An 18,541-nucleotide genomic window follows, 5' to 3' on the forward strand; every position below is an offset into this window, starting at 1 on the left:
AGACTAATTGATTCTTTTCGAGATGAACAAAGCTGTGAAAGAATAATCTTTACTCAGGTCAAGGAACTCAACCAGAAACTAAAACCAAACCCCAATTCTCAATTTACACAATAATCCTTGCACTACCCTCAAAGAGAGCTGAGTGACATTGCGTCATCGGTTTTGTGCAGCTCCTTCTCAAAGGGATGGCCCATCTGCCAGCCGCTCTTGCCCGTTTTGCGAAAGTGTTCCATACGGCGGATAGCTATCTCCGCGTAGATGGGATCGATATCGAGTGTCACGCATCTTCGTCCCAGTCGTTCGCAGGCCAACAGCGTTGTCCCGGCATGTGCGAAGAAATCGGCTACAACGTCACCCTCGCCCGACGACGCCAGCACGATTCGTTCGATAGCTTTCAGCGGTTTCTGTGCAGCGCATCCACTGACGTTCTCCTCCATACGATAGAACACCTGCTGCACATCGACCCAGACATTGCCGGGTCGGATACAGTCGGACCTGCCGCGTTCTATGTTCTCTGTGACGACACCATCGACTTCTTTGTAGTATCCGCGCAGGATTTTGGGGATGTCGGTGTATTGAACGTTGAACCCAGGCTTGCCCCGGGTGTAGCTCAACAACTCCTGCCTGACGGCCATCCAGTTTTTTTGGGTGCCATACCCGCGCTGATTGCGCAGGGTGACCAACGATTTCGATTCGAAATCGGTCTTGGCCATCATAAGCATGAACTCAGGTAACGGCTGAAAGTGATTTTTCTGATCGGCACCCATCCAGATGTACATGGTGGCATCGTCGGACATAACATCGGTCGATGTATCGACCCATTGGCGGCACCACTCGATATACTCGGCGACCGTGCGGCGTTTGAACATGGCTACATTATACGGTGGATCCTGCGCCAGCAAGGCGGCAAGCCGCTTTTGCATTATAGTACGCACAAACACTCTGTCCGTAGCATCTCCACAACCGACGGCGTGGCGACCATTGGGATCAGACCATATCTCGCCCAACTTGAGTCGGCAGTGTGGCAGGAGTTTTTCACGCAATTGGGGATTGGTCAGATCGAGCTTTGTAAATCGCGTAGCTGCCATATTCGGATGTATGTAAAAGCGGCCAGCCGCCTCAACAAAAACATGTCTGACCGGATCAGAGCAGGCGGATTGGCCGGGCGCAATTGCCTTGACAATTCGGGCGGTTTTTCTGACCATAGGGCGACGGAGGAGTGGCTGAGTGGTCGAAAGCGGCGGTCTTGAAAACCGTTGTGCCGCAAGGTACCGTGGGTTCGAATCCTACCTCCTCCGCCATATTTCATTTCGGGGTGTATCTACGAAGTAATTGAAGGGCTTTCGGTATGTGGGGTAAAGAGTTAGCCCCTTGATTTCACAGTTCGAAAGTAACGTACGCAGGAGGTTTGCCTGTTCCACTGGTTCACGCTGTTTGTATAGGGAATACGCCGATTGGGCGAGTTCTAAGATACTGACACCTTCTTGGTAGTAGCTTCTGTTGGAGTCCTCCAGTTTCGCCAACCTCCGGGCGACCCGATTCTGCTGATCAATCAAGCGGTCATGTGTACTCTGCCAGAAGCAAACATCTATGGTCCCATCCAACTTGTCTTGGTAGCATTGTTCGATCCGGGCTTGCACCTTGTCGCATTCGCGTCTAAGTTTGCTTGTCTCCTTCGCCCGGAACTTCTTCTCATCATCAAAGCTATCTGTGAGCGCAAGCTGTATCTCGTCAGCCAACGCTTTATCAATTGTGATGGCCTCGACCAGTTGGCCCAGCATTACCGACAGGCGTTTCTCGGGAACGTAAGCCTGCTCACATTTTCCGCGACCGTTCGTGCATCGGTAATAAACGTACTTACCTTTTTTGATTTCAGCAGTAATGGAACAGCCACAATAGCCGCATCGTAGGAGTCCGCGAAACGCAAACTTCTTATCATTACACTTGGGTTTGCTTACGTCCGACACAACAGACTGCACTTGTTCGAATACGTCTTGTGAAAGGATGGGCGCATGGGTTCCCTGGTACACTTTGCCCTTCCATCTGAAGACACCGGTGTAGATCGGGTTCTGCAGCATCTTTTCAATCCAGCTTCTACTGACAGGCTTGTTGGACCCGCGATACGTCAATCCCAAGTCTCTGGCAAGACTTCGAAGCGAGCTGATAGAGTGCCTTCCTGTAGCATACGCTTCAAAAAGCTGTCTGATTGTAGATGCCCGATCTTCATCAACGACCAACTGCCGAGATTCGCGGTCGTTCGTGTATCCCAATGGGGCACGATGCGGCCATTCACCAGCCTCGGCTTTCTCGAAGAGTCCCTTCTTGACTTCTTCGGACAGATTGTCAATGTAGTTCTTGGCCATGAGGACCTTGATGCCGTGAATGAATTTGGCATGTGACTTACTGTCCTTGCTGATCACCTCGCCTTCCTTCACGAGATGAATCTCCAGGTCTAGGTCTCCCAGCAACACGTAGTCGCGGAAGTTACGATACAGTCGATCCGTCTTTTCAACAAGCACGATCCGGGTCTCGGCGTTGTCCTTGAGAAATTGTACCATCGCGCTGAATTGTGTGCGCCCTGCGGCTTTAGCCGTTTCGACATCGGTGAACTCACTAACAACTTTCAGCCTGTGCTTAGCAGCGTACTCACGAAGCAGCTTCTGCTGTGCAGGGATCGAGAACCCTTCCTTCTCCTGCTCCTTGGAGGACACCCTGGCATACAGTACGCACTTCATTTTCGCTTCCCCTTTACAGAGAGGAGTTTTTCGATGTGGTACACCTGAATCTTGCTGGGTTCGGTGTGACCGTTTAGCCATCGGCTAACCGTGGCGTGGGTAACCTGCAACATCTCTGCCAATTCCATTTGGCTGATGCGGTTCTCCAACCGGTATTCTTCCAGTCTTCCAATCAAGCCTTTCATCACAATAGTAGAATATATAACATTATATATGTTGTCAAGTCATTTTTCGATGGCGTTTGACTACTTTTTCCAGAACTTGGAGTTCTTCGGACGACATACCGTCATGTGTGACTTCCTCAAAGCTCATAGATCGGATTACCTCCGACACCCGATGCTGGTCGAGGGTCCCGTAGGTCATCATGGTGGTGCCGACATCTTCATGACCGACATTCTGGCTTACAGCCTTGATTTCCTCGGCGTTTCGGCACAGTTTCCGAGCCAGATAAATCGCCGCATGACGGAAAGTATGAGGATGGTAGTAAGCCAAGCCCGCCATCTCGGATCGTTTCTGGAAGATACTCCTGATCGATCCAGTCCCCTTCCAGAAGTTGCGGTCAACTTCATTGGCCACGAACGTCAGACCGCCGCTCTCTTGTTCCACTTTTGATTTGGGAAACAACGGATCGGTTGGGGCGAAGTGCTTATGTTTTTCAAGGTACTCTGCCCAGCCGACAACGTACTCCCTGAGTTTATCGCTGAACGGAAAGAGTACAGATACGAACGACTTCCCAAACTTGGTTTGGACACCTTTGGCCGGGTCTTGGTCAACTCTGAGTGTCTCACGATCAAAGCAACCAAACGGGAGAGTGGCAATAGCTTTGTCTCGCATCCCACTCAGAAACGAGAATGCTATTAGGGCTTGATCCCTGCGGTCGATCTCCGTTTTTATCACAATCGAGTCAGCCAACTTCTCAACATAGCCCAAGGGTGGGAAATCTACCAGCCTCCTTGCTGTTGCTTCCCGCACTTGCTTCTTGTCGAGCGACAAATACGACACACTATCTGCATTGATCCTGGACTTGTAACCTGGCTGATCTGAGAGCCATGTGAAGAACCTTTTGAGGTGACGCAAATAACCATGTACGGTCGAAATCGAGATTGTCTGGCCCTTGTGCGTCCGCTTCAGGAGCCACTTTTTCAGGTTGATAGCCTTGTTCTGATTGAACAGCGCATAGTCTTCGTGGCGAACGAAATCCTCATACAAGTAGACAGCCTTCTCAACACAAAGGACTGTCGATTCGGCCAGCCCTTCTGCCTCTCGCAGCCGCCTCAGATACCTCCGCTTGATCTTTTCATTCTTGCTGCTAATCCGTGCCACAATCTTCTCCTTCCAAGTCAGTGTTTACGGTAGCCTTGCGGTCTCTACTTAATCTTGATTGACCTTGCTTCAGCTTCCGCACCCAAACCGACTCAGCGACCTTCCGGCGGGTAGAAAACCGGGTCATCTGACACTCGCATTCTGTACAGACTCCCTTGATCATAACCGAAACGTCAACCTTACCCATCCTCCTGCCGGTGTCCACAATGTGAAGATCGTTCGGGCGAGATGTCCGGGCCGCTCGGCATCTCGGACAGCGAAACTCATCCTCCTTGAGCGGGCATTTCCTTGCCTGCTGCCGCTGTGAAAGAAAGCGTTGCACCTCAGCGCCGATGAACAGCAACGGCCTGTCATCCGGGTCGATAGGTGTCATTCCCTGTTTGTGCCAGGACTGCACCGTGCGAACATGAACATGCAGCAACTCCGCCAGTTCACTCATCGTGTATGAGCGACGCTTCCGAATCAGCCGGATGTTATGATTGCGCTTCTTCTTCGTCTTTTTTTTCATCTTTCGCCCAAGTCCGAAGGATGGCAAAGAAATCCCTGAGATTGTTGCAGGCTTCTCGATACTGACGTACAGAGAGCTCGCGGCCCAGGAATTCCACGGTCTCCTGAGTGTGATCTGGATCACCGGGTGTTTCGATCAAGTTCTGACCTTCCGTCGCACCGATTGATCGAGAGATTGTCGCTCTACTTGCCATTTTGTCTCATCCATGAGAAAAGCCTGCCTGTAGGATCACTACAAGCAGGCCCATCTCGATACCGATTGCTCGGCTCTTCAGATACCGGCTGTCAACAAATCTTCTTTTTTGTCACCTGAGCTTCTACTTCCTGGATGTCACCATCTTGGATCGAGATGGAGAAACAGACCATCCCAAAGAATCCCCGTTTGAGAACGTCGTTGAGCGTCTCGTTGGCGGTTCTCAGAAGCAAAGCTCTCTTACTCTTGTTGTTCTCAGTTTCCATACTCACATGATTTACTAAATATAGTTAATCTGTCATTCAAAAAAAACTTATCGCACTCCTGCAAACGCTTTACTCATGACGTTACCAAACCGCATGCCCTGTTGCCCCCACTCTTCCGCTGTTCGATTCTTGACTAAACCAAGGCGATGCATTTTCAACCCCATACTTGTCTTCGAAGTATTACAGAAATACTTGCAAAGCGCAGATCCAAGCCTCGTGCAGAAATCGGTGTACGAAGTGATCGAATACCTGCGACTGACACCCTCAGCTTCAAACCAATAGTCTCGACTACCGATGTAAACGAACGGTCGAGTAGGTCGGTAGCAATACAAGAACCTATATTGCACGAGGTAGTCCGGCATCAGGAGGTTTTCGGAAAAGGCGTTGGCCTGAAACTCCAAAAAGTTGTTCTGACCCTGCATGATCATTGGTTGAGTGCATCTGAAGGTCTCCCTCTCACCCGGGTGCAGGACGCTGTGACCGAACTCGTGTCCCATTGTAAAGATGAATTGCGGATGACGGTTCGGCGGGGCAATCGAGCGGTCAACCAAAACGACCTTGTCCTCCATTATCACTTTACCCAACACCTTCACATTGTCGACAAAACCCAGGTCCATGTCGGTGATCAGGTCATATTCATACTTTGGATAAAGCACCGTCTCGTAGATTTCACGGAGGTTTAGTATCGCCTGTTCGGGCTTCGTCCATCCCATTGCATCAATGTGCTCCTTCACCAATGCCTTCGTAAACACTTTGATATCCTCCCTCGAAACACATCGGCTGGGCATTGATGCTTGCTTGGCCATTATCCCTCAGACTTCTTCTGTACTCGGTGGAGACCGACCGCCTCTCGGTATTTCTCCTCAAGGCTCTTGTCGAACCGCCGAACCTTCGTTGCCCGAGCCAACACCATTAGCTTCTCAATATCCAGTTTAAGGACATCGGCGATCAGGCAGAGGAGATCCGGGCTGGGAATCTCGTCGTACTGTTCGATTCTCGTGATGTACGCCGGTGAAAGTTTTTTCCCAAGTGCAGGCTCCAGTTTTCCTGTGAACTGTTTGACCGTCCAGCCTCTATTGACCCTTTCGGCCTTGACGATCTTTCCAAATGTCTCCTGTCTCATCGGCTCCTCCGTTTCGAATCACCAAGCTCCTATATCATCCGGAATGAAATTAAGTAAAATAACTAAATCAAGTCAATAGTTTTCTTGTTTATTTTTATGTTTCCGTAAACCAATACTAATTAGCCGCTTACGGCTTGAACTCCTGTGACTTTGTGAAAAAGTTGGTGGTGGTTTATGATTTTGGGACAACTCAGACGGTCCAATTGGCAGCCCACGAGGATAAGAGAGTTATCGCCGATCTCCAATAGGAGAGCTACACGTCAAACACTTTCAGCACTTCGTCGCCGTAATGGTTGATGACTTTCACGGCGATTTTGCCGGTCTGCGGCGGATCGAAGGGGCGGCTTTGCGTGCTGTACAGCGACTGCCAGGCGTCTTCGTCAATCTCAGCTTTCAAGGCACGTTTCAGTTTCTGGTATGGTTCGTCACCACCGGTGAAATAGGCATGGCGGACAAAGAAGCTCTCGCCGTTGTAGTCGGTGTCGATAAACCAGCAGGCGATATCGTCGGTGGTCGAGTTGCGAATCTGTCCGGTGGTCGGGTCGTAAACATCCACACCCTTGATCTCGATCTGGACTTTGCCGTCCGCACCCGGCTTGATCTTGCCACTCTTGGGGTCCACCGGCTGAACGTCCGGTTCACCGAATACCATGAACAGATTGCCCGCTCCCGTCTTCTTGAGCAGTTCGTCTCCCATTGCCAGATCGGGGTTCATGCGCGCAGGCAGGACTGTGAGTTTTCCGTACCGTTTGGTCTCCTCGGCCACGTGTGGATCAAAAGCAAAGCCGCACACGATCAGAATATCGTATCCCACACCCTGCACAGCTTCTTTCGCAGCTTCCTTGACCTGCATCGGTCCCACCGTGCCATGCTCCGGGCCGATTGAAACCGCAACCCGCATAACCTTGCCGTCCGAGTCCGTGTACTCGCCCGTTGAGTGAATCCAGGTCCCGGCATAGGTATCGAGATAGTCAAACTTCATCCGTTCATTCTTGATCGTATTCTGGACTCCGGCCTTCTTCAGATTCTCGATGATGATACTGGCGAAGTCCTGATGCTTGCGCGCCTCCTGCTCCGTCACCGTGCCGTCCATGTCGTCATCGGCGGTTGACAACACGCGATGCGGCGACAGGCTCTCGACCGTGAACTGACCGGCCACCCGCACTCTCTTGTTGTCCTCGTATGGCTGGTCGTAAAGCGTTTCGCTGTCGGCGTGGCGCGCGATAGCTTTGTCGATCTCTTCGCGCGTCATTCCCTCTTTGATATCCGTGTTGTTGGCGATTGACTTCAGAGTCACGTGCGGCACTCGCTTGTACACAAACCCTCTCTTGATGTCACTCTCGGTTTTGTACTCAGGCGGCATCTGGCCGGTCAACTCCGCTTCTTTCTTGATCCCTTCGGGCGTGTCGGCCAAAAGATAATAGGGATACTTGGCCGCCATCAAACGTGTGCGCGCCAATGCCAAAGCGACTCGGCTGGTGTCGCAGGTGATCCAGCGCCTTCCCCACTGTTCGGCGACAAAGGCGGTGGTGCCACTGCCGCAGGTCGGATCAAGCACGAGGTCGCCAGGGTCACTGGTCATAAGAAGGCAGCGCGCGACGATGCCAGGGTTAGTCTCAACCACATAGCGTTTATCCGCAGCATCAAAGCCCCACCGAACGTCAATCCAGTTGTTATTGCGAGGAACGACGGGGAAGTCATCAAAATAACGGATGTACGATATGGACTTGTCTCGCTTCATAAGCCTGGCTGCTGCACCGAGGCGAAACATACCTTCCTGGGTCGTCTTCCAGTGCTGACCAGATGGTATATGGAATGTTACCCCGTCGTAATCAAAATCGAACCCACCGGATGGCGTAGCACCTTGACTGGTTGTTGCACTTGGTCGAAAACGTCTCCAGTTTGGCGGAATGAGTCTTGGGTCTTCAATCTCCTGCCTGGTTAGGGTTCGATGCGATAGACCATCAGGGCTCTCAAGAGTCCGGTATTCCCTTGCGAAATGAGAACCACTTGTCTTCTCAATGAACAACTGCCGGTACTTGTGAACTTCTCGTGATTTGGCGTACCATATCAAATAGTCACCGACAGAGGCGAGCGAAGTCGTATCGCCAAACCCGCTGGTTTTCGCAACGAATATCAGAGCCACAAAATTCTCTGCCCCAAATACCTCATCCATAACGGACCGCACCAAATGCACGTTCTCATCACCGATCTGCACGAAGATGCTACCCGTCTCGGTCAGAAGTTCACGAGAGACTACCAGTCGGTCGCGCAGATAAGCGAGGTAGGAATGGATGCCGAGTTTCCAGGTATCTCTGTAGGCATGAACCTGCTCCGGTTGGCGCGTGGTGTCCGCTGCTTTGCCATCTTTCACGTCGCGCTTGCGCGTCGATACCTGCCAGTTGGAGCCAAACTTGATGCCATAAGGCGGGTCGATGTAGATGGTCTGGACCTTCCCCTTCAGTCCCTCTTTCTCAGCCAGGCTGGTCATGACAAGCAGTGAGTCACCGAGGATCATGCGGTTTGACCAGTTGAAACCATGATTGTAGAAATCGACCTTCCTGTCAAAGGCGTCGATACCGTTGAAGTCACCCCAGAAGCCGAGTTGGTCGTCATCGTTTGTACCGCTACGCGACTTGATATCTTCCATGATCGCTTGCGGGTGAATTTTCTCCTGAATATACACCGGCACGGCAGGCACGGCCAAGTCCTCACGGTCCTGCTCGTCCTTGCCTTTCCAGACAAGCTGCGGGTCCAGCGATGAGTCGCGCGGATAGAGAACGGTCTCAGGGGCTTTCTCGTCTTCGGCTACGAAGTCGCGCAACTCTTCGGTCGGTATATTCGTCCGCTTGTCCTTGTGACGGATGGACTCGATCTTCTTCTTAGTGGTCTTCTTCTTGGCCACTATGAAACCTCCTGGGCCTTCCTTGGAGCCGGAAAGAGTGATTCGAGTCGCGCCTTGATCAGCTTCTCGCGCTCCTCTACGAACTCTGGGAATCTCTCAAAACTGTAGAGCGACTCGTCTACCGGTATGAGATGGCGTCTCTTGAATGAGACATCTCTTGACTTAATCCAGGTAGCAAAGTCCTTGTCTTTTTTGGCGATGTTTTCGGTGTCTATCAAGAGTTGTAGGTTGCCTATTTTGTCCCTCAATTCAAGGTAGCCTTTGTGTGCAGCATTATCAATGCCTTTGGCTGTCATCTGCTTTGTAGTAAACCATGACTTGGGAAAGATGTGATCCTTGTGAAAAGTCATCGAGCCCCAACTTGTATTATCGTACAGAAGTGACAATGCCAGAAATGACGTGCGGAGTCCGTATTTGATAGACAGGAACCGTGCCAGGGATTCTTCATCAAACCGGGAGTTACGACCTGACTTGGAGATCACTGCGCTGATATCTTCGAAGGGGAAGTCGTTCTTGCCGTCGTGTTTTCCAAGAACCTCACGGAGATCCCTAAGGAGATTATCAGAAGTGCCGCCGAACACACCGTTGAGCAGCGACATCAGGAGGTACTGCTGTATCCTTGACCGATTCTGCACATCCGTAGCTGCTGATTCCATCAAGCTGACATTCGGACGACCATAGAAATAGTAAGCGATTGGTATAAGAGCATTGGCACTGGTTAGGGTGCTCTCGTACACTCCGAAAGTGTTGATCAGTCTCACCGCACGTTCTATAGCCGACTTAATGCCATCCCAATTGTCGCGGATGAGCGACAGGTTCTTTGGCGTGAAGTTGTCAACTTTGTACTGCACCGGCAGGTCGCTCAGGACCAGGCAGGTCTTCATTATGAAGTCCTTGTCGAAGTCGTTCTTCTTGTCCAGACCCTTGTTTAGGCGGTCGACGAATCCATGTATCTCTTCACGAGCGTTTACGCCTCCCCAGTTGAATGTTACCATTGAGAGCAAGAGGTCGGACTTGCTCAGCTTGATTCCGCCCTCGTTGGCACGAACAAATATGTCAAGCACCCGGTCGTAATCCTGGTCCGATTCGGTATAGAAAGATATGGCATCGTCTTTCCATACCGCCCTGTAGAGGCGCTCCAGACAGCGCTCGAATACAGACATTTGACCCTTGGTGGTGTCATCAGAGAGACTGTCTCGCAACTCATTCCTAAACTCATAGAATCTGTCTTCGCTGTCAAAATCGAGGATGCGGCCGACTTTGAACCAATGATGGTCCGCACCATTGTCTGGAGGGTTCTCAAAAAACTTGAACCCGTAGTGAAGGCCGGTTTCCGCGTCCTCCTCGCTTGCTCGTGGGTCCTTGATTAAGTCTAGGTACAAACTCTGCTTCATCCAGGCGTCAGGACTGTCCTTTCGCTTGTGCTTCTTCTTGACAGTATAGGTCCCCTTCAGACCTATCAAGAGTGAGGTGAGGCGCTGCTGTCCATCCAGGACCAACGTGAGTTGTGGTATACCATCGGTGGGAACCTGTTCGTTGTGAGTCCCATTCTGTTTGAAGTTCTGTATGAATCTGTAGATATCCCAATTGTCGCGGTTAGCGTCCTGAAGTTCCCAAAACAAGAAGGAACTAATAGGATAGCCGCGCATTATTGAGTCGAACAGCTTCATGATCCGGTCGGGACTCCAGACAAACTCACGTTGAATAGCAGGAAGGAAATACTGTGTATTCAATCTGTTCTGAACCACTGTAGCGATTTTGTCCGATGTGTATGGCATGAAATCTCCCCTATCTTTAGGCTTTCCCCGAAATGGACTCTCGGATACTGTTCTGCGCATTCCACGGGTCGGTTATTTCCAGAAATGCCCAGCGTCCGAAGCTACCCTGGTTATTCACGGCTGGTATCCAAAGCGTCTTGGCTGTCGAGACTTTGGCGATCTTCTCTTTTCTCTTTTCCCCAGTGACCTCGACAATCAGGTTGAGCAAGTTCTCATCTCCGTTGCCGTCGTCCACTCGAATCAGGAAATCAGGCACGTACTGCTTTTCTTCGCCGTTTAGGGTGTAGGGAATCGTGAAGCCAAGATTGTGGTTCTTGACGTAGGTCCTGACCTCTTTCATATCTTCCAGAGTCTGCGCCAATTTCTGTTCCCAGGACTCAGTATCCGCCACAACATGGGAGACATGGCATTTGTCCGGGTCGGCACGGTACACGGGCCGCGTGGTGTCGAAGTCCACGTGCTTCGTAGAGCCGACAGTGTCGTAGGGTCTCATAATCGGTTTGAGAGGGGCCTCACCATCTGGCGAGGCCGCTATAGCCCGGTAGATTCGGTCGGCGGCGTCATGGGCGAATTCAATCAGCAGAAGAAGTTGAATGAAGGTGTTATCTTTGCAAGTGACGCACTCGGCCATCCAGTCTTTGACAATGGATAGCATCTGCGGGAACAGCCAGGACTGTACTTCACCGTCGAATTGATGTTCATTCGAGCGATCCTCTCTCTTTTCGCCGTCCTGCCGGAAGTATTTTTCGAGTGTGAGTTTCGCCAAGAGAAAGGCCACTTCGTTCTCACGCCTTTTCTTGAGATCGTCCAGGTGGTGGACACTGCTCTCTCCAACGATAGGTGCATTCTCGGTCTTTGTCGGAATCGCCTGGGTGGAAAGCTCCAGTCGGGATTCGTCCGTGAATGTGGCTGTGAGCCGCTCGCTCGGTAGCTCGTATCGATAGCCGAGAACGCGGGGGAATGTGATCTCACAGGCGGCGCGATCTTCAAGCGCCCTGACTCTCGTCGGAATCGCACCCGGCGTCACTTCCTTAGTAGAACCGGAACAGGGAATGAACGAGAACGGGACACCGTAGACCTCGGCATACTCCGGCTCGAAGTGACCTTGCTCGTTGGCAGCGTAGCTCATTCGTCGGAGTGCCCTGCCGACTACCTGCTCGCACAGAAGCTGGGTGCCGAACGCTCTGATCCCGAGAACGTGCGTCACAGTGTTGGCGTCCCAGCCCTCCGTGAGCATGGAGACGCTTACTACGCATTTGACATTCTCGCCCAACTTCCCTGGCTTGCCAACAGTGTTCATTACTTCGCGGAGGAGGTCTTCGTCGGTCAGCTTCTCAGTACCGCGACCGGGGAAACGTGCCCGGTACTCCGCTTTGAACTCTTCAATCTCACGAGCCGCAATCTCTTTGAATCCCTTGCTCATCGAATCCCCGGATTCGAGTTCTGTGCTATCCACCAGGATACTGTTGGGACGAGGGTTCCAGTTCCCGTTCAACTCGTTGGAGAATATCGGAAGCTGCCCCGGCACCACTACCGATTCTGTGTCCGAAAGCTGCTTTTCCCATCCGGCCACATAGTCGATGACGAGCTTTGAGACGTTTGTATTATTGCAGACGACGATGAACACCGGAGGAGTCTGACCTTTTGTCTGGGCGTCTTCGTTCTTTTCCCAGAGGCGGTAGTATTTCTCATAGTTGCTATATAGGCTGTGCAGTGCGCCCTGCAACTCAGCGGGGAGATTCGGAGGGCCGGTCAGCGCTTGAGTCTTTCGGCCTTTCTTGGGCAGGTCATCGCGTATGCGTATCCAAAGGTCGCGGTAGGTCGGTTGATCTCCGGAGACAGAATCGTCGGCGACCGGGACTCGTGGCACCTTGACAATGCCGCATTCGATAGCATCTATGAGAGAGAAATCCGACACCACCCACGGGAATAAAGTACCTTCTGAGTAGCCCGATCCTCTTAAGAAGAAGGGTGTTGCGGACAAGTCATAGATGGTCTTGACACCGATCTTCTTCTTGACCGCCTCAAGACCGGAGATCCAGATGCGGGCTTCCTCTTCTCGCTTCTCAGCTTCCTTGCGATCATCTCCTGTGAGCTTCACATCGTCACCGTCCGGCTTGCGCCGGTAGCAGTGGTGAGCCTCATCGTTTAGCACCACGATGTTCTTCTTGTTGCCGAGTTCCCGGCAGACTCGACGGACCATCTGGTCAGGCGTCTCGGTGAACGCGCTCGCATTGCCCTTGTTGAGAAGCGCCTTAGTGAGCTTCGTAGCTTTGGTTTTCTCTCGCTGCTTGAAGGCGTGGAAATTGGTGATGACGATCTTCGCTTGTGAGAGCTTCTCCAACAGGTGGCTCGGAAGCACATCGCGCTGACGATAGTAGTTGTTTGGGTCGTTCGGCAGAAGCACTCGCAGCCGATCCCGGATGGTGATGCCGGGGGTCACCAACAGAAAAGTGTCGGAGAATCGTGCGTCTTGAGGATTGGCCTGCTTGTTCAGGGTGTGCCATGCAATCATCATCGCCATGACAACGGTTTTCCCCGACCCGGTAGCCATCTTGAACGCCATGCGAGGGAGACCGGGATTGGACATATTGTTGGCTTCAATGAGTTGATTCTCAATCCAGGCGTCGCCGTACTTGTGCGCGACTTCCGTGATGTAGATTAGCGTTTCGAGGGCTTCATTCTGGCAGAAGAAGAGCTTTTTCTCACGGTCGGGATCGGTCCAGTATTGCAGGAGTTTGCCGGTAGTGGATGTGACACCAAGATAACCGCCTTGCCTCCACTGATAGACGCGCTGTCGGATTCGGTTGACGTGCTTATTCTCTTCGATGCGATCTTGCGTCCACTCAGTATCGAACTGGAGCTGTTTGCCCTTTTTCTTTGGTCGGGCAATCGGCACGAAGTACGAACTGATCCGCCGACCTTCGACAATGTCGTTGGTGATACCCTCATCGGTGAATTTGAAATGCCGCGTCGGTTCGACATAAGGGGAGTTAAGGATGGGGTTTTCAATTACAACTTGGCGCAAGGTAGCCTCTCACTTGCAAACATCCCTTTGGCAGCGGCAAACCAGCCATCCGCTCTGTCTCGGCATAAGTGACGCGATCAATATAGCAGCAGCCCACACACAGAGTCAAGGTAAACTGCCTAACTGTCGCTTCAAAAGGAGTCATGTGGGATGATCCGACAGTCCTGAACCGGTTACCAACCGCGTTGCCTCATTGCAGGATGTTACCGAAGGCATTTTGGTGGTCAGATACGTTGCCTCACATTAGAGGTTACTATGACCATTCTGAAGATAGCCTTCAGTTGTCTGTCAATTTGTCGTTTGAGAAGGAAGGGGTCAAGTGATCGGTGCGTTTTTTTCAGATTGTCTTTTTCTCCTTTGGAGATGTGGCCTGATTCCATCAGTCTTTGGAATGGTGTTTTGGGCGTACCGTACTTTTTGTAGTATCTGCTGTTGATCCGTGTCTTTTGAAGGAGTTTGAGCGTTGGGCAGAAGTGGTTTTGCAGGAGGCTCCATTGTTCGGTGTAGAGGTTATTGATGAGTTCGACCAGTTTGGGGTTGTTGAGTCGGTCGTATCCGAGTAATTGTCTGACGAAGGACCAATTTTTCTGTTCGACATGGGCGTTGTCGTTCTTCTTGTATGGTCGCGACCGAGTGAACTTGATTCGTGGTTTGTGGTCGGTGAAGTATCTGAGCAGATGGTGGTTGAGGAACTCACCGCCGTTGTCGCAATCGAAGCCTTTTAGTTCAAATGGTAGGTTGCTCTGGATGTTTTTGATTTGTTCGATGACGCCTGAGGCTCCGTTGTTCCGGGTAGCTCTGGCTTCGGTCCAACCGGTGTGGATATCGGTCAGGGTGAGACTCCAGATGAAATCGCCGGCCAGGGAGTTACCACAGTGAGCAACGGTGTCAGCCTCCATGAAACCGGGCTGTGATATATCCCAATTGTGAGTGCGGATGGGGATCTGGTTTCTAAGCAGGCTTCCCGGTTTGGTGGCACACCAACCTCTGGGGCGAATCTTGGTTCGTGTCTTAGCCAGCAGTCGGTCAATAGTGGCGGCACTGACTGATAAGAGTTGTCTTGTCGTTTTGTTCGACAGTTTTCCATAGGTGCGTTCGTAAAACGGCAGCCAGAGTGGTATTGCCGCCACCAGCTTTTTTGAGCACATCTGATCAGTGGCTAGCCAGATTCGTTTGAGAGCTCTCAGAAACTCAGGTGAGTGGTAGAGAGCTTTTCGGCCCGGTCGTTTTGTCGGACCCCTTTTGCGTTGATTCAGAAGCCGAATAGCGTGTTTGCGATGATACTCACAGACAGCACAGAACTCCCTGAGGATAATCCCCTTTTCTCTTTTCGAGGCCGTCATATAGCGTGGTAGTATCGCGTCCAGGTAATCTTGCTTGGAATCTCCACCCACAATTGCGTCTCCTTTCGGTAACATCAATTATGAGTCAACGTATCATTCGACCCTGACAATTCCCGGCACTTCGGTAACATTAATTGTGAGGCAATTCGCTGCGGGGTTAGCGTAAATTCTTCTGTGTAAATTGTTGGATTTTTGACAAAGAAATAGGGCATATCCACTTAACAGCTTTCCAAGGAGGATATGCCCATGCGAGAAATGGATTTCTCAGAGAAGAACCTACGAAATCGTTGGTTGGGTGTCAACAGTGTTTACTACCCGCTTCACGATGAGGTTAAGCGTTTTGTCAAACGTCGTTTGGAACGAGCGATGGATGCTGAGGTGACGGCTCGTGTCGGTTGCCGTCGTTATGAACGGAGTGATGGTCGCTGTGGTTATCGCAACGGTGTTTACGCTCGTAACCTGTTGACGACTTACGGCTGGATCGATGGTTTGAAGGTCCCTCGATTGCGAGAGGGTAGTTATGATTCACAGGTGTTCGAACGTTATCGACGTCGCCAGCGGGCCGTGGATCGAGTTCTTTTGGAGGCGTTTTTGTTAGGTCATGCTACCCGCAAGGTGCGCCGTTTGATCAAGAGTTTGTTTGGCGCCGAAATCAGTCCGCAAGCGGTTTCGAATGTTGTTCATGAGCTTGACGAGGAGGTTTCGGCCTTTCATCTCAGGCGTTTCGAGCGCGATTACCAGGTGGTGTACCTGGACGGTTTATGGGTGACTTTGCGTAGTCCGGTCAAGATGAAGAAGGTATTGCTGGTGGCTCTGGGTATGAAACCTGATGGGAGTAAGGAACTTTTAGGCTTTCATCTGGCGACCAACGAGTCTGAGGCTTGCTGGTATGGTTTTATCTCGGACTTGAAGCATCGTGGCTTGGCCGGGATGGAAGTAATCGTATCCGATGGCGCAGCTGGGTTGGTCAAGTCGATTCGCGCCTTGTATCCCCGTGCCGACCATCAACTCTGTACCTACCACAAGGCTGTGGACCTGGCTGATCATCTGCTTGAGAAGCGGCACCGAAGGCAAATCATCGGCGATGCCAACTATGTCTTCGCAGCTGCTCATGAAACCGAGGCGCGCAAGCGGCTTCACCTCTTCAAGGCCAAGTGGCGTGATAAAGAACCAAAGGCGGTTCGCAACTTCTTTCGAGGTATCGACGCCTGCTTTGTCTACTTGGGCTATCCGGAACCGTTGCGGACGTCCTTGAAGACCAACAACCCGATTGAGCGATACATCGAGGAGATCCGACGACGAACCATTCCGATGCGATCGTTCAACAACGCTGGCAGCGCCGAGAGAATTATATACGGAGTAATAACTTATGTTCTGAACAACCCAATGGATATGCCAAATACAGAATTTACACAATACGCTTGACAGAATGCCTGCGGGCCGGTTCATATAATGCTCTTGACACGATATTCCGGAAGGTTATATTGGGCGAATAACGGTGGAACTGCGAGAATCTCGAAAAGGATGATTCGAGTGCGGAAGACTTTACACTCTGATCACCCTGTAACCACCGCGACTCTTCTTCGACTATGTAGTTCCTGATATAGAGGGTATAGGTTTGAACGTGTATGCAGACTCACGAGAGGTTTTCTGTTTATGAGACAACTCACTAATGCATGCTTCAGGGCTGTCCAAGTATTAGCATTAATTCTGCTAATCAGTTCAAAGGGCATTGCCATAGACCTAATAGTCTCTGGTACAGTTCAAATTGACACCGCTGTGACTTACGACAACATCGTTGTGAACAACGATGGCACTCTTATTGCCAACGGCGAAATTACATCATTAGGGAAAATGCATATTATTTCAGGGGGGGTCGTCAGTCATTCTAGTTATCCTACTAATAGTGGTTCAGGTCTTCAAATCAACGTGACCGATTCCTTAATTGTTGACGGAGACATATACGTGTCAGGTTATGGTCTTCGAGGGGCTAATGGTTCGGGCAGTGCGCATGGTTCTCGCGGTGAGGCGTATGACGCTACTGGAACCTCTGTAGTAGCCGGTAGCACTGGTGATGCTGGTGGCAGTTATGGTGGCATAGCTCAGGGTGGCAGTAATGCGTCGTATGGTGTTATCGAGAATCCCTCTCATTTTGGTAGTGGCGGATCAGGATGTAGAAACGGCGGTAACGGTGGTGGGCTGGCCACAATTTCGGCAGGGACAATGGTTTTGGTTGGTACTATCCAGGCCGATGGCACTACTCAGGGCGATGCCTGTGCCGGTGGTGGAGGAGCCGGTGGTGGCAGTGGTGGCGGAGTTCGCATTGCTTGTGGTACACTGACCGGACCGGGGAGTATTTATGCTCGAGGTGGAAATGGCCGGAACCAGTATCCAACAGCTGGTGGCGGTGGTCGAGTGGCCGTGTACTACTCAGACATCTCCGGGTTTGACCAGACACATATCTATGTTCGTGGTGGTGCAACTCGACCGGGATCAGCGGGAACCATCTACTTCAAGGACAGTACCGAAACTTATGGTGAAGTCGTAATTAATAATGGGGGCTATAATGCCTCGCCGACTACTTCATTCAAGACAGGTCTGACATCATTTAAGAAGCTTACAGTCAGGGAATGGGGTGAGTTCAGTTTAGTAAGTTCAGATGTTCCGTCATTTACAGTGGAGGATCCGGTACTTATTGCCAGCAGTGGTAGATTAACGTTGAGTTCAGGTGTGATGATGGATGTTACTAATCCCACTGGTTTTGATGTCGAGGTACAAAGTTCAGGGTATTTGATTCTCAACAATGGTTCGGTGCTCAATGCCAACTCATTGCGAATTGCCGGTGGTTATGTAAATGACTATATCGGCCTTAGCTATCCAGTAGCTTCAGATTTTGAATTGTCTGGAGGTGCTCTAACGGTTATTGGAAACAGTACTTTCAGTATAGCGTCTTTTGACACAACCAACTTTAAGTCTGGCTCCGTTAGTATCAGATTGGGAAGTCGTATGGATGTGGCAGCCAATCGGCTTACCGTTGGTAATGGTGTGTACATTTACAAGGACGGACAGTTTGGTGCGAGTGACACCGTGAATACGATAGAAGTCCTTAGTGGAGGTCAGCTACGTCATCACAGCTATCCAACCAACAATGGACCTGGCCTACGCGTGAACGTAACTGATTCACTCATAATAGACGGCACTATATATCTGACTGGTTATGGTCTTCGAGGGGCTAATGGTTCGGGCAGTGCGCATGGTTCTCGCGGTGAGGCGTATGACGCTACTGGAACCTCTGTAGTAGCCGGTAGCACTGGTGATGCTGGTGGCAGTTATGGTGGCA

General features: G+C 51.2%; 15 protein-coding genes and 1 tRNA gene. 3 read left to right on the top strand and 13 right to left on the bottom strand.

Translation table 11 applies throughout. The features are described from left to right. Window positions 1–128 precede the first annotated feature (128 nt). Window positions 129–1,205 carry a site-specific DNA-methyltransferase gene (locus OEV49_17350; GenBank protein ID MDH3892832.1) on the bottom strand — a complete coding sequence of 359 codons (1,077 nt, stop codon included), beginning with the start codon at window positions 1,203–1,205 and terminating at the stop codon, window positions 129–131. An 8-nt stretch (window positions 1,206–1,213) separates the two neighbouring features. Here OEV49_17350 and OEV49_17355 point away from each other — a divergent pair. Further along, a tRNA-Ser gene (locus OEV49_17355) sits at window positions 1,214–1,301 on the top strand. Here the strand turns inward: OEV49_17355 and OEV49_17360 are convergent. The 12 genes from OEV49_17360 to OEV49_17415 all read right to left on the bottom strand — a co-directional run bounded on the left by OEV49_17360 (window position 1,287) and on the right by OEV49_17415 (window position 15,252). Then, window positions 1,287–2,735, bottom strand: coding sequence for a recombinase family protein (locus OEV49_17360; protein MDH3892833.1), 1,449 nt, complete (start codon window positions 2,733–2,735; stop codon window positions 1,287–1,289). The two genes, OEV49_17355 and OEV49_17360, sit on opposite strands and share 15 nt — an antisense overlap. Continuing rightward, window positions 2,732–2,920 carry a helix-turn-helix transcriptional regulator gene (locus tag OEV49_17365; GenBank protein MDH3892834.1) on the bottom strand — a complete coding sequence of 63 codons (189 nt, stop codon included), beginning with the start codon at window positions 2,918–2,920 and terminating at the stop codon, window positions 2,732–2,734. Before OEV49_17365 ends, OEV49_17360 begins: the two co-directional genes overlap by 4 nt. A 34-nt stretch (window positions 2,921–2,954) precedes the next feature. Then, window positions 2,955–4,058, bottom strand: coding sequence for a site-specific integrase (locus OEV49_17370; protein ID MDH3892835.1), 1,104 nt, complete (start codon window positions 4,056–4,058; stop codon window positions 2,955–2,957). Further along, entirely contained in the window at window positions 4,045–4,566 is a 522-nt protein-coding gene (locus OEV49_17375; GenBank protein MDH3892836.1) for a helix-turn-helix domain-containing protein, read from the bottom strand. Before OEV49_17375 ends, OEV49_17370 begins: the two co-directional genes overlap by 14 nt. Continuing rightward, on the bottom strand, window positions 4,532–4,759 hold the full coding sequence (locus OEV49_17380; protein MDH3892837.1) for a hypothetical protein: 228 nt from the start codon (window positions 4,757–4,759) through the stop codon (window positions 4,532–4,534). Before OEV49_17380 ends, OEV49_17375 begins: the two co-directional genes overlap by 35 nt. Before the next feature lie 91 nt (window positions 4,760–4,850). Continuing rightward, window positions 4,851–5,024 carry a hypothetical protein gene (locus OEV49_17385; GenBank protein ID MDH3892838.1) on the bottom strand — a complete coding sequence of 58 codons (174 nt, stop codon included), beginning with the start codon at window positions 5,022–5,024 and terminating at the stop codon, window positions 4,851–4,853. Window positions 5,025–5,071: 47 nt separating this feature from the next. Further along, window positions 5,072–5,830, bottom strand: a complete 759-nt coding sequence (locus OEV49_17390; GenBank protein MDH3892839.1) for an ImmA/IrrE family metallo-endopeptidase — start codon at window positions 5,828–5,830, stop codon at window positions 5,072–5,074. Further along, a complete protein-coding gene (locus tag OEV49_17395; GenBank protein ID MDH3892840.1) occupies window positions 5,830–6,147 on the bottom strand; it encodes a helix-turn-helix domain-containing protein in 318 nt (105 codons plus the stop codon). Before OEV49_17395 ends, OEV49_17390 begins: the two co-directional genes overlap by 1 nt. 253 nt (window positions 6,148–6,400) lie before the next feature. Then, the gene (locus OEV49_17400; protein MDH3892841.1) at window positions 6,401–9,052 is read right to left on the bottom strand and encodes a site-specific DNA-methyltransferase; all 2,652 of its coding nucleotides are present in this window, start codon (window positions 9,050–9,052) and stop codon (window positions 6,401–6,403) included. Beyond that, window positions 9,052–10,830, bottom strand: coding sequence for a DUF262 domain-containing protein (locus OEV49_17405; protein MDH3892842.1), 1,779 nt, complete (start codon window positions 10,828–10,830; stop codon window positions 9,052–9,054). Before OEV49_17405 ends, OEV49_17400 begins: the two co-directional genes overlap by 1 nt. Window positions 10,831–10,846: 16 nt before the next feature. Then, window positions 10,847–13,858: a DEAD/DEAH box helicase family protein gene (locus OEV49_17410; protein MDH3892843.1), complete on the bottom strand. Its 3,012-nt coding sequence runs from the start codon at window positions 13,856–13,858 to the stop codon at window positions 10,847–10,849. Window positions 13,859–14,082: 224 nt separating this feature from the next. Next, window positions 14,083–15,252, bottom strand: a complete 1,170-nt coding sequence (locus OEV49_17415; GenBank protein MDH3892844.1) for a transposase family protein — start codon at window positions 15,250–15,252, stop codon at window positions 14,083–14,085. Window positions 15,253–15,441: 189 nt separating this feature from the next. Between OEV49_17415 and OEV49_17420 the strand changes: the two genes are divergently transcribed. Both OEV49_17420 and OEV49_17425 read left to right on the top strand, forming a co-directional pair. Next, window positions 15,442–16,626 (top strand): IS256 family transposase, encoded by a 1,185-nt coding sequence (locus OEV49_17420; protein ID MDH3892845.1) that lies wholly within the window; start codon window positions 15,442–15,444, stop codon window positions 16,624–16,626. Between the two features lie 231 nt (window positions 16,627–16,857). Then, on the top strand, window positions 16,858–18,541 hold a 1,684-nt coding region (locus OEV49_17425), incomplete at its 3' end, for a hypothetical protein (protein MDH3892846.1).

This window comes from Candidatus Zixiibacteriota bacterium (assembly GCA_029860345.1).
Lineage (GTDB): Bacteria > Zixibacteria > MSB-5A5 > GN15 > FEB-12 > JAJRTA01.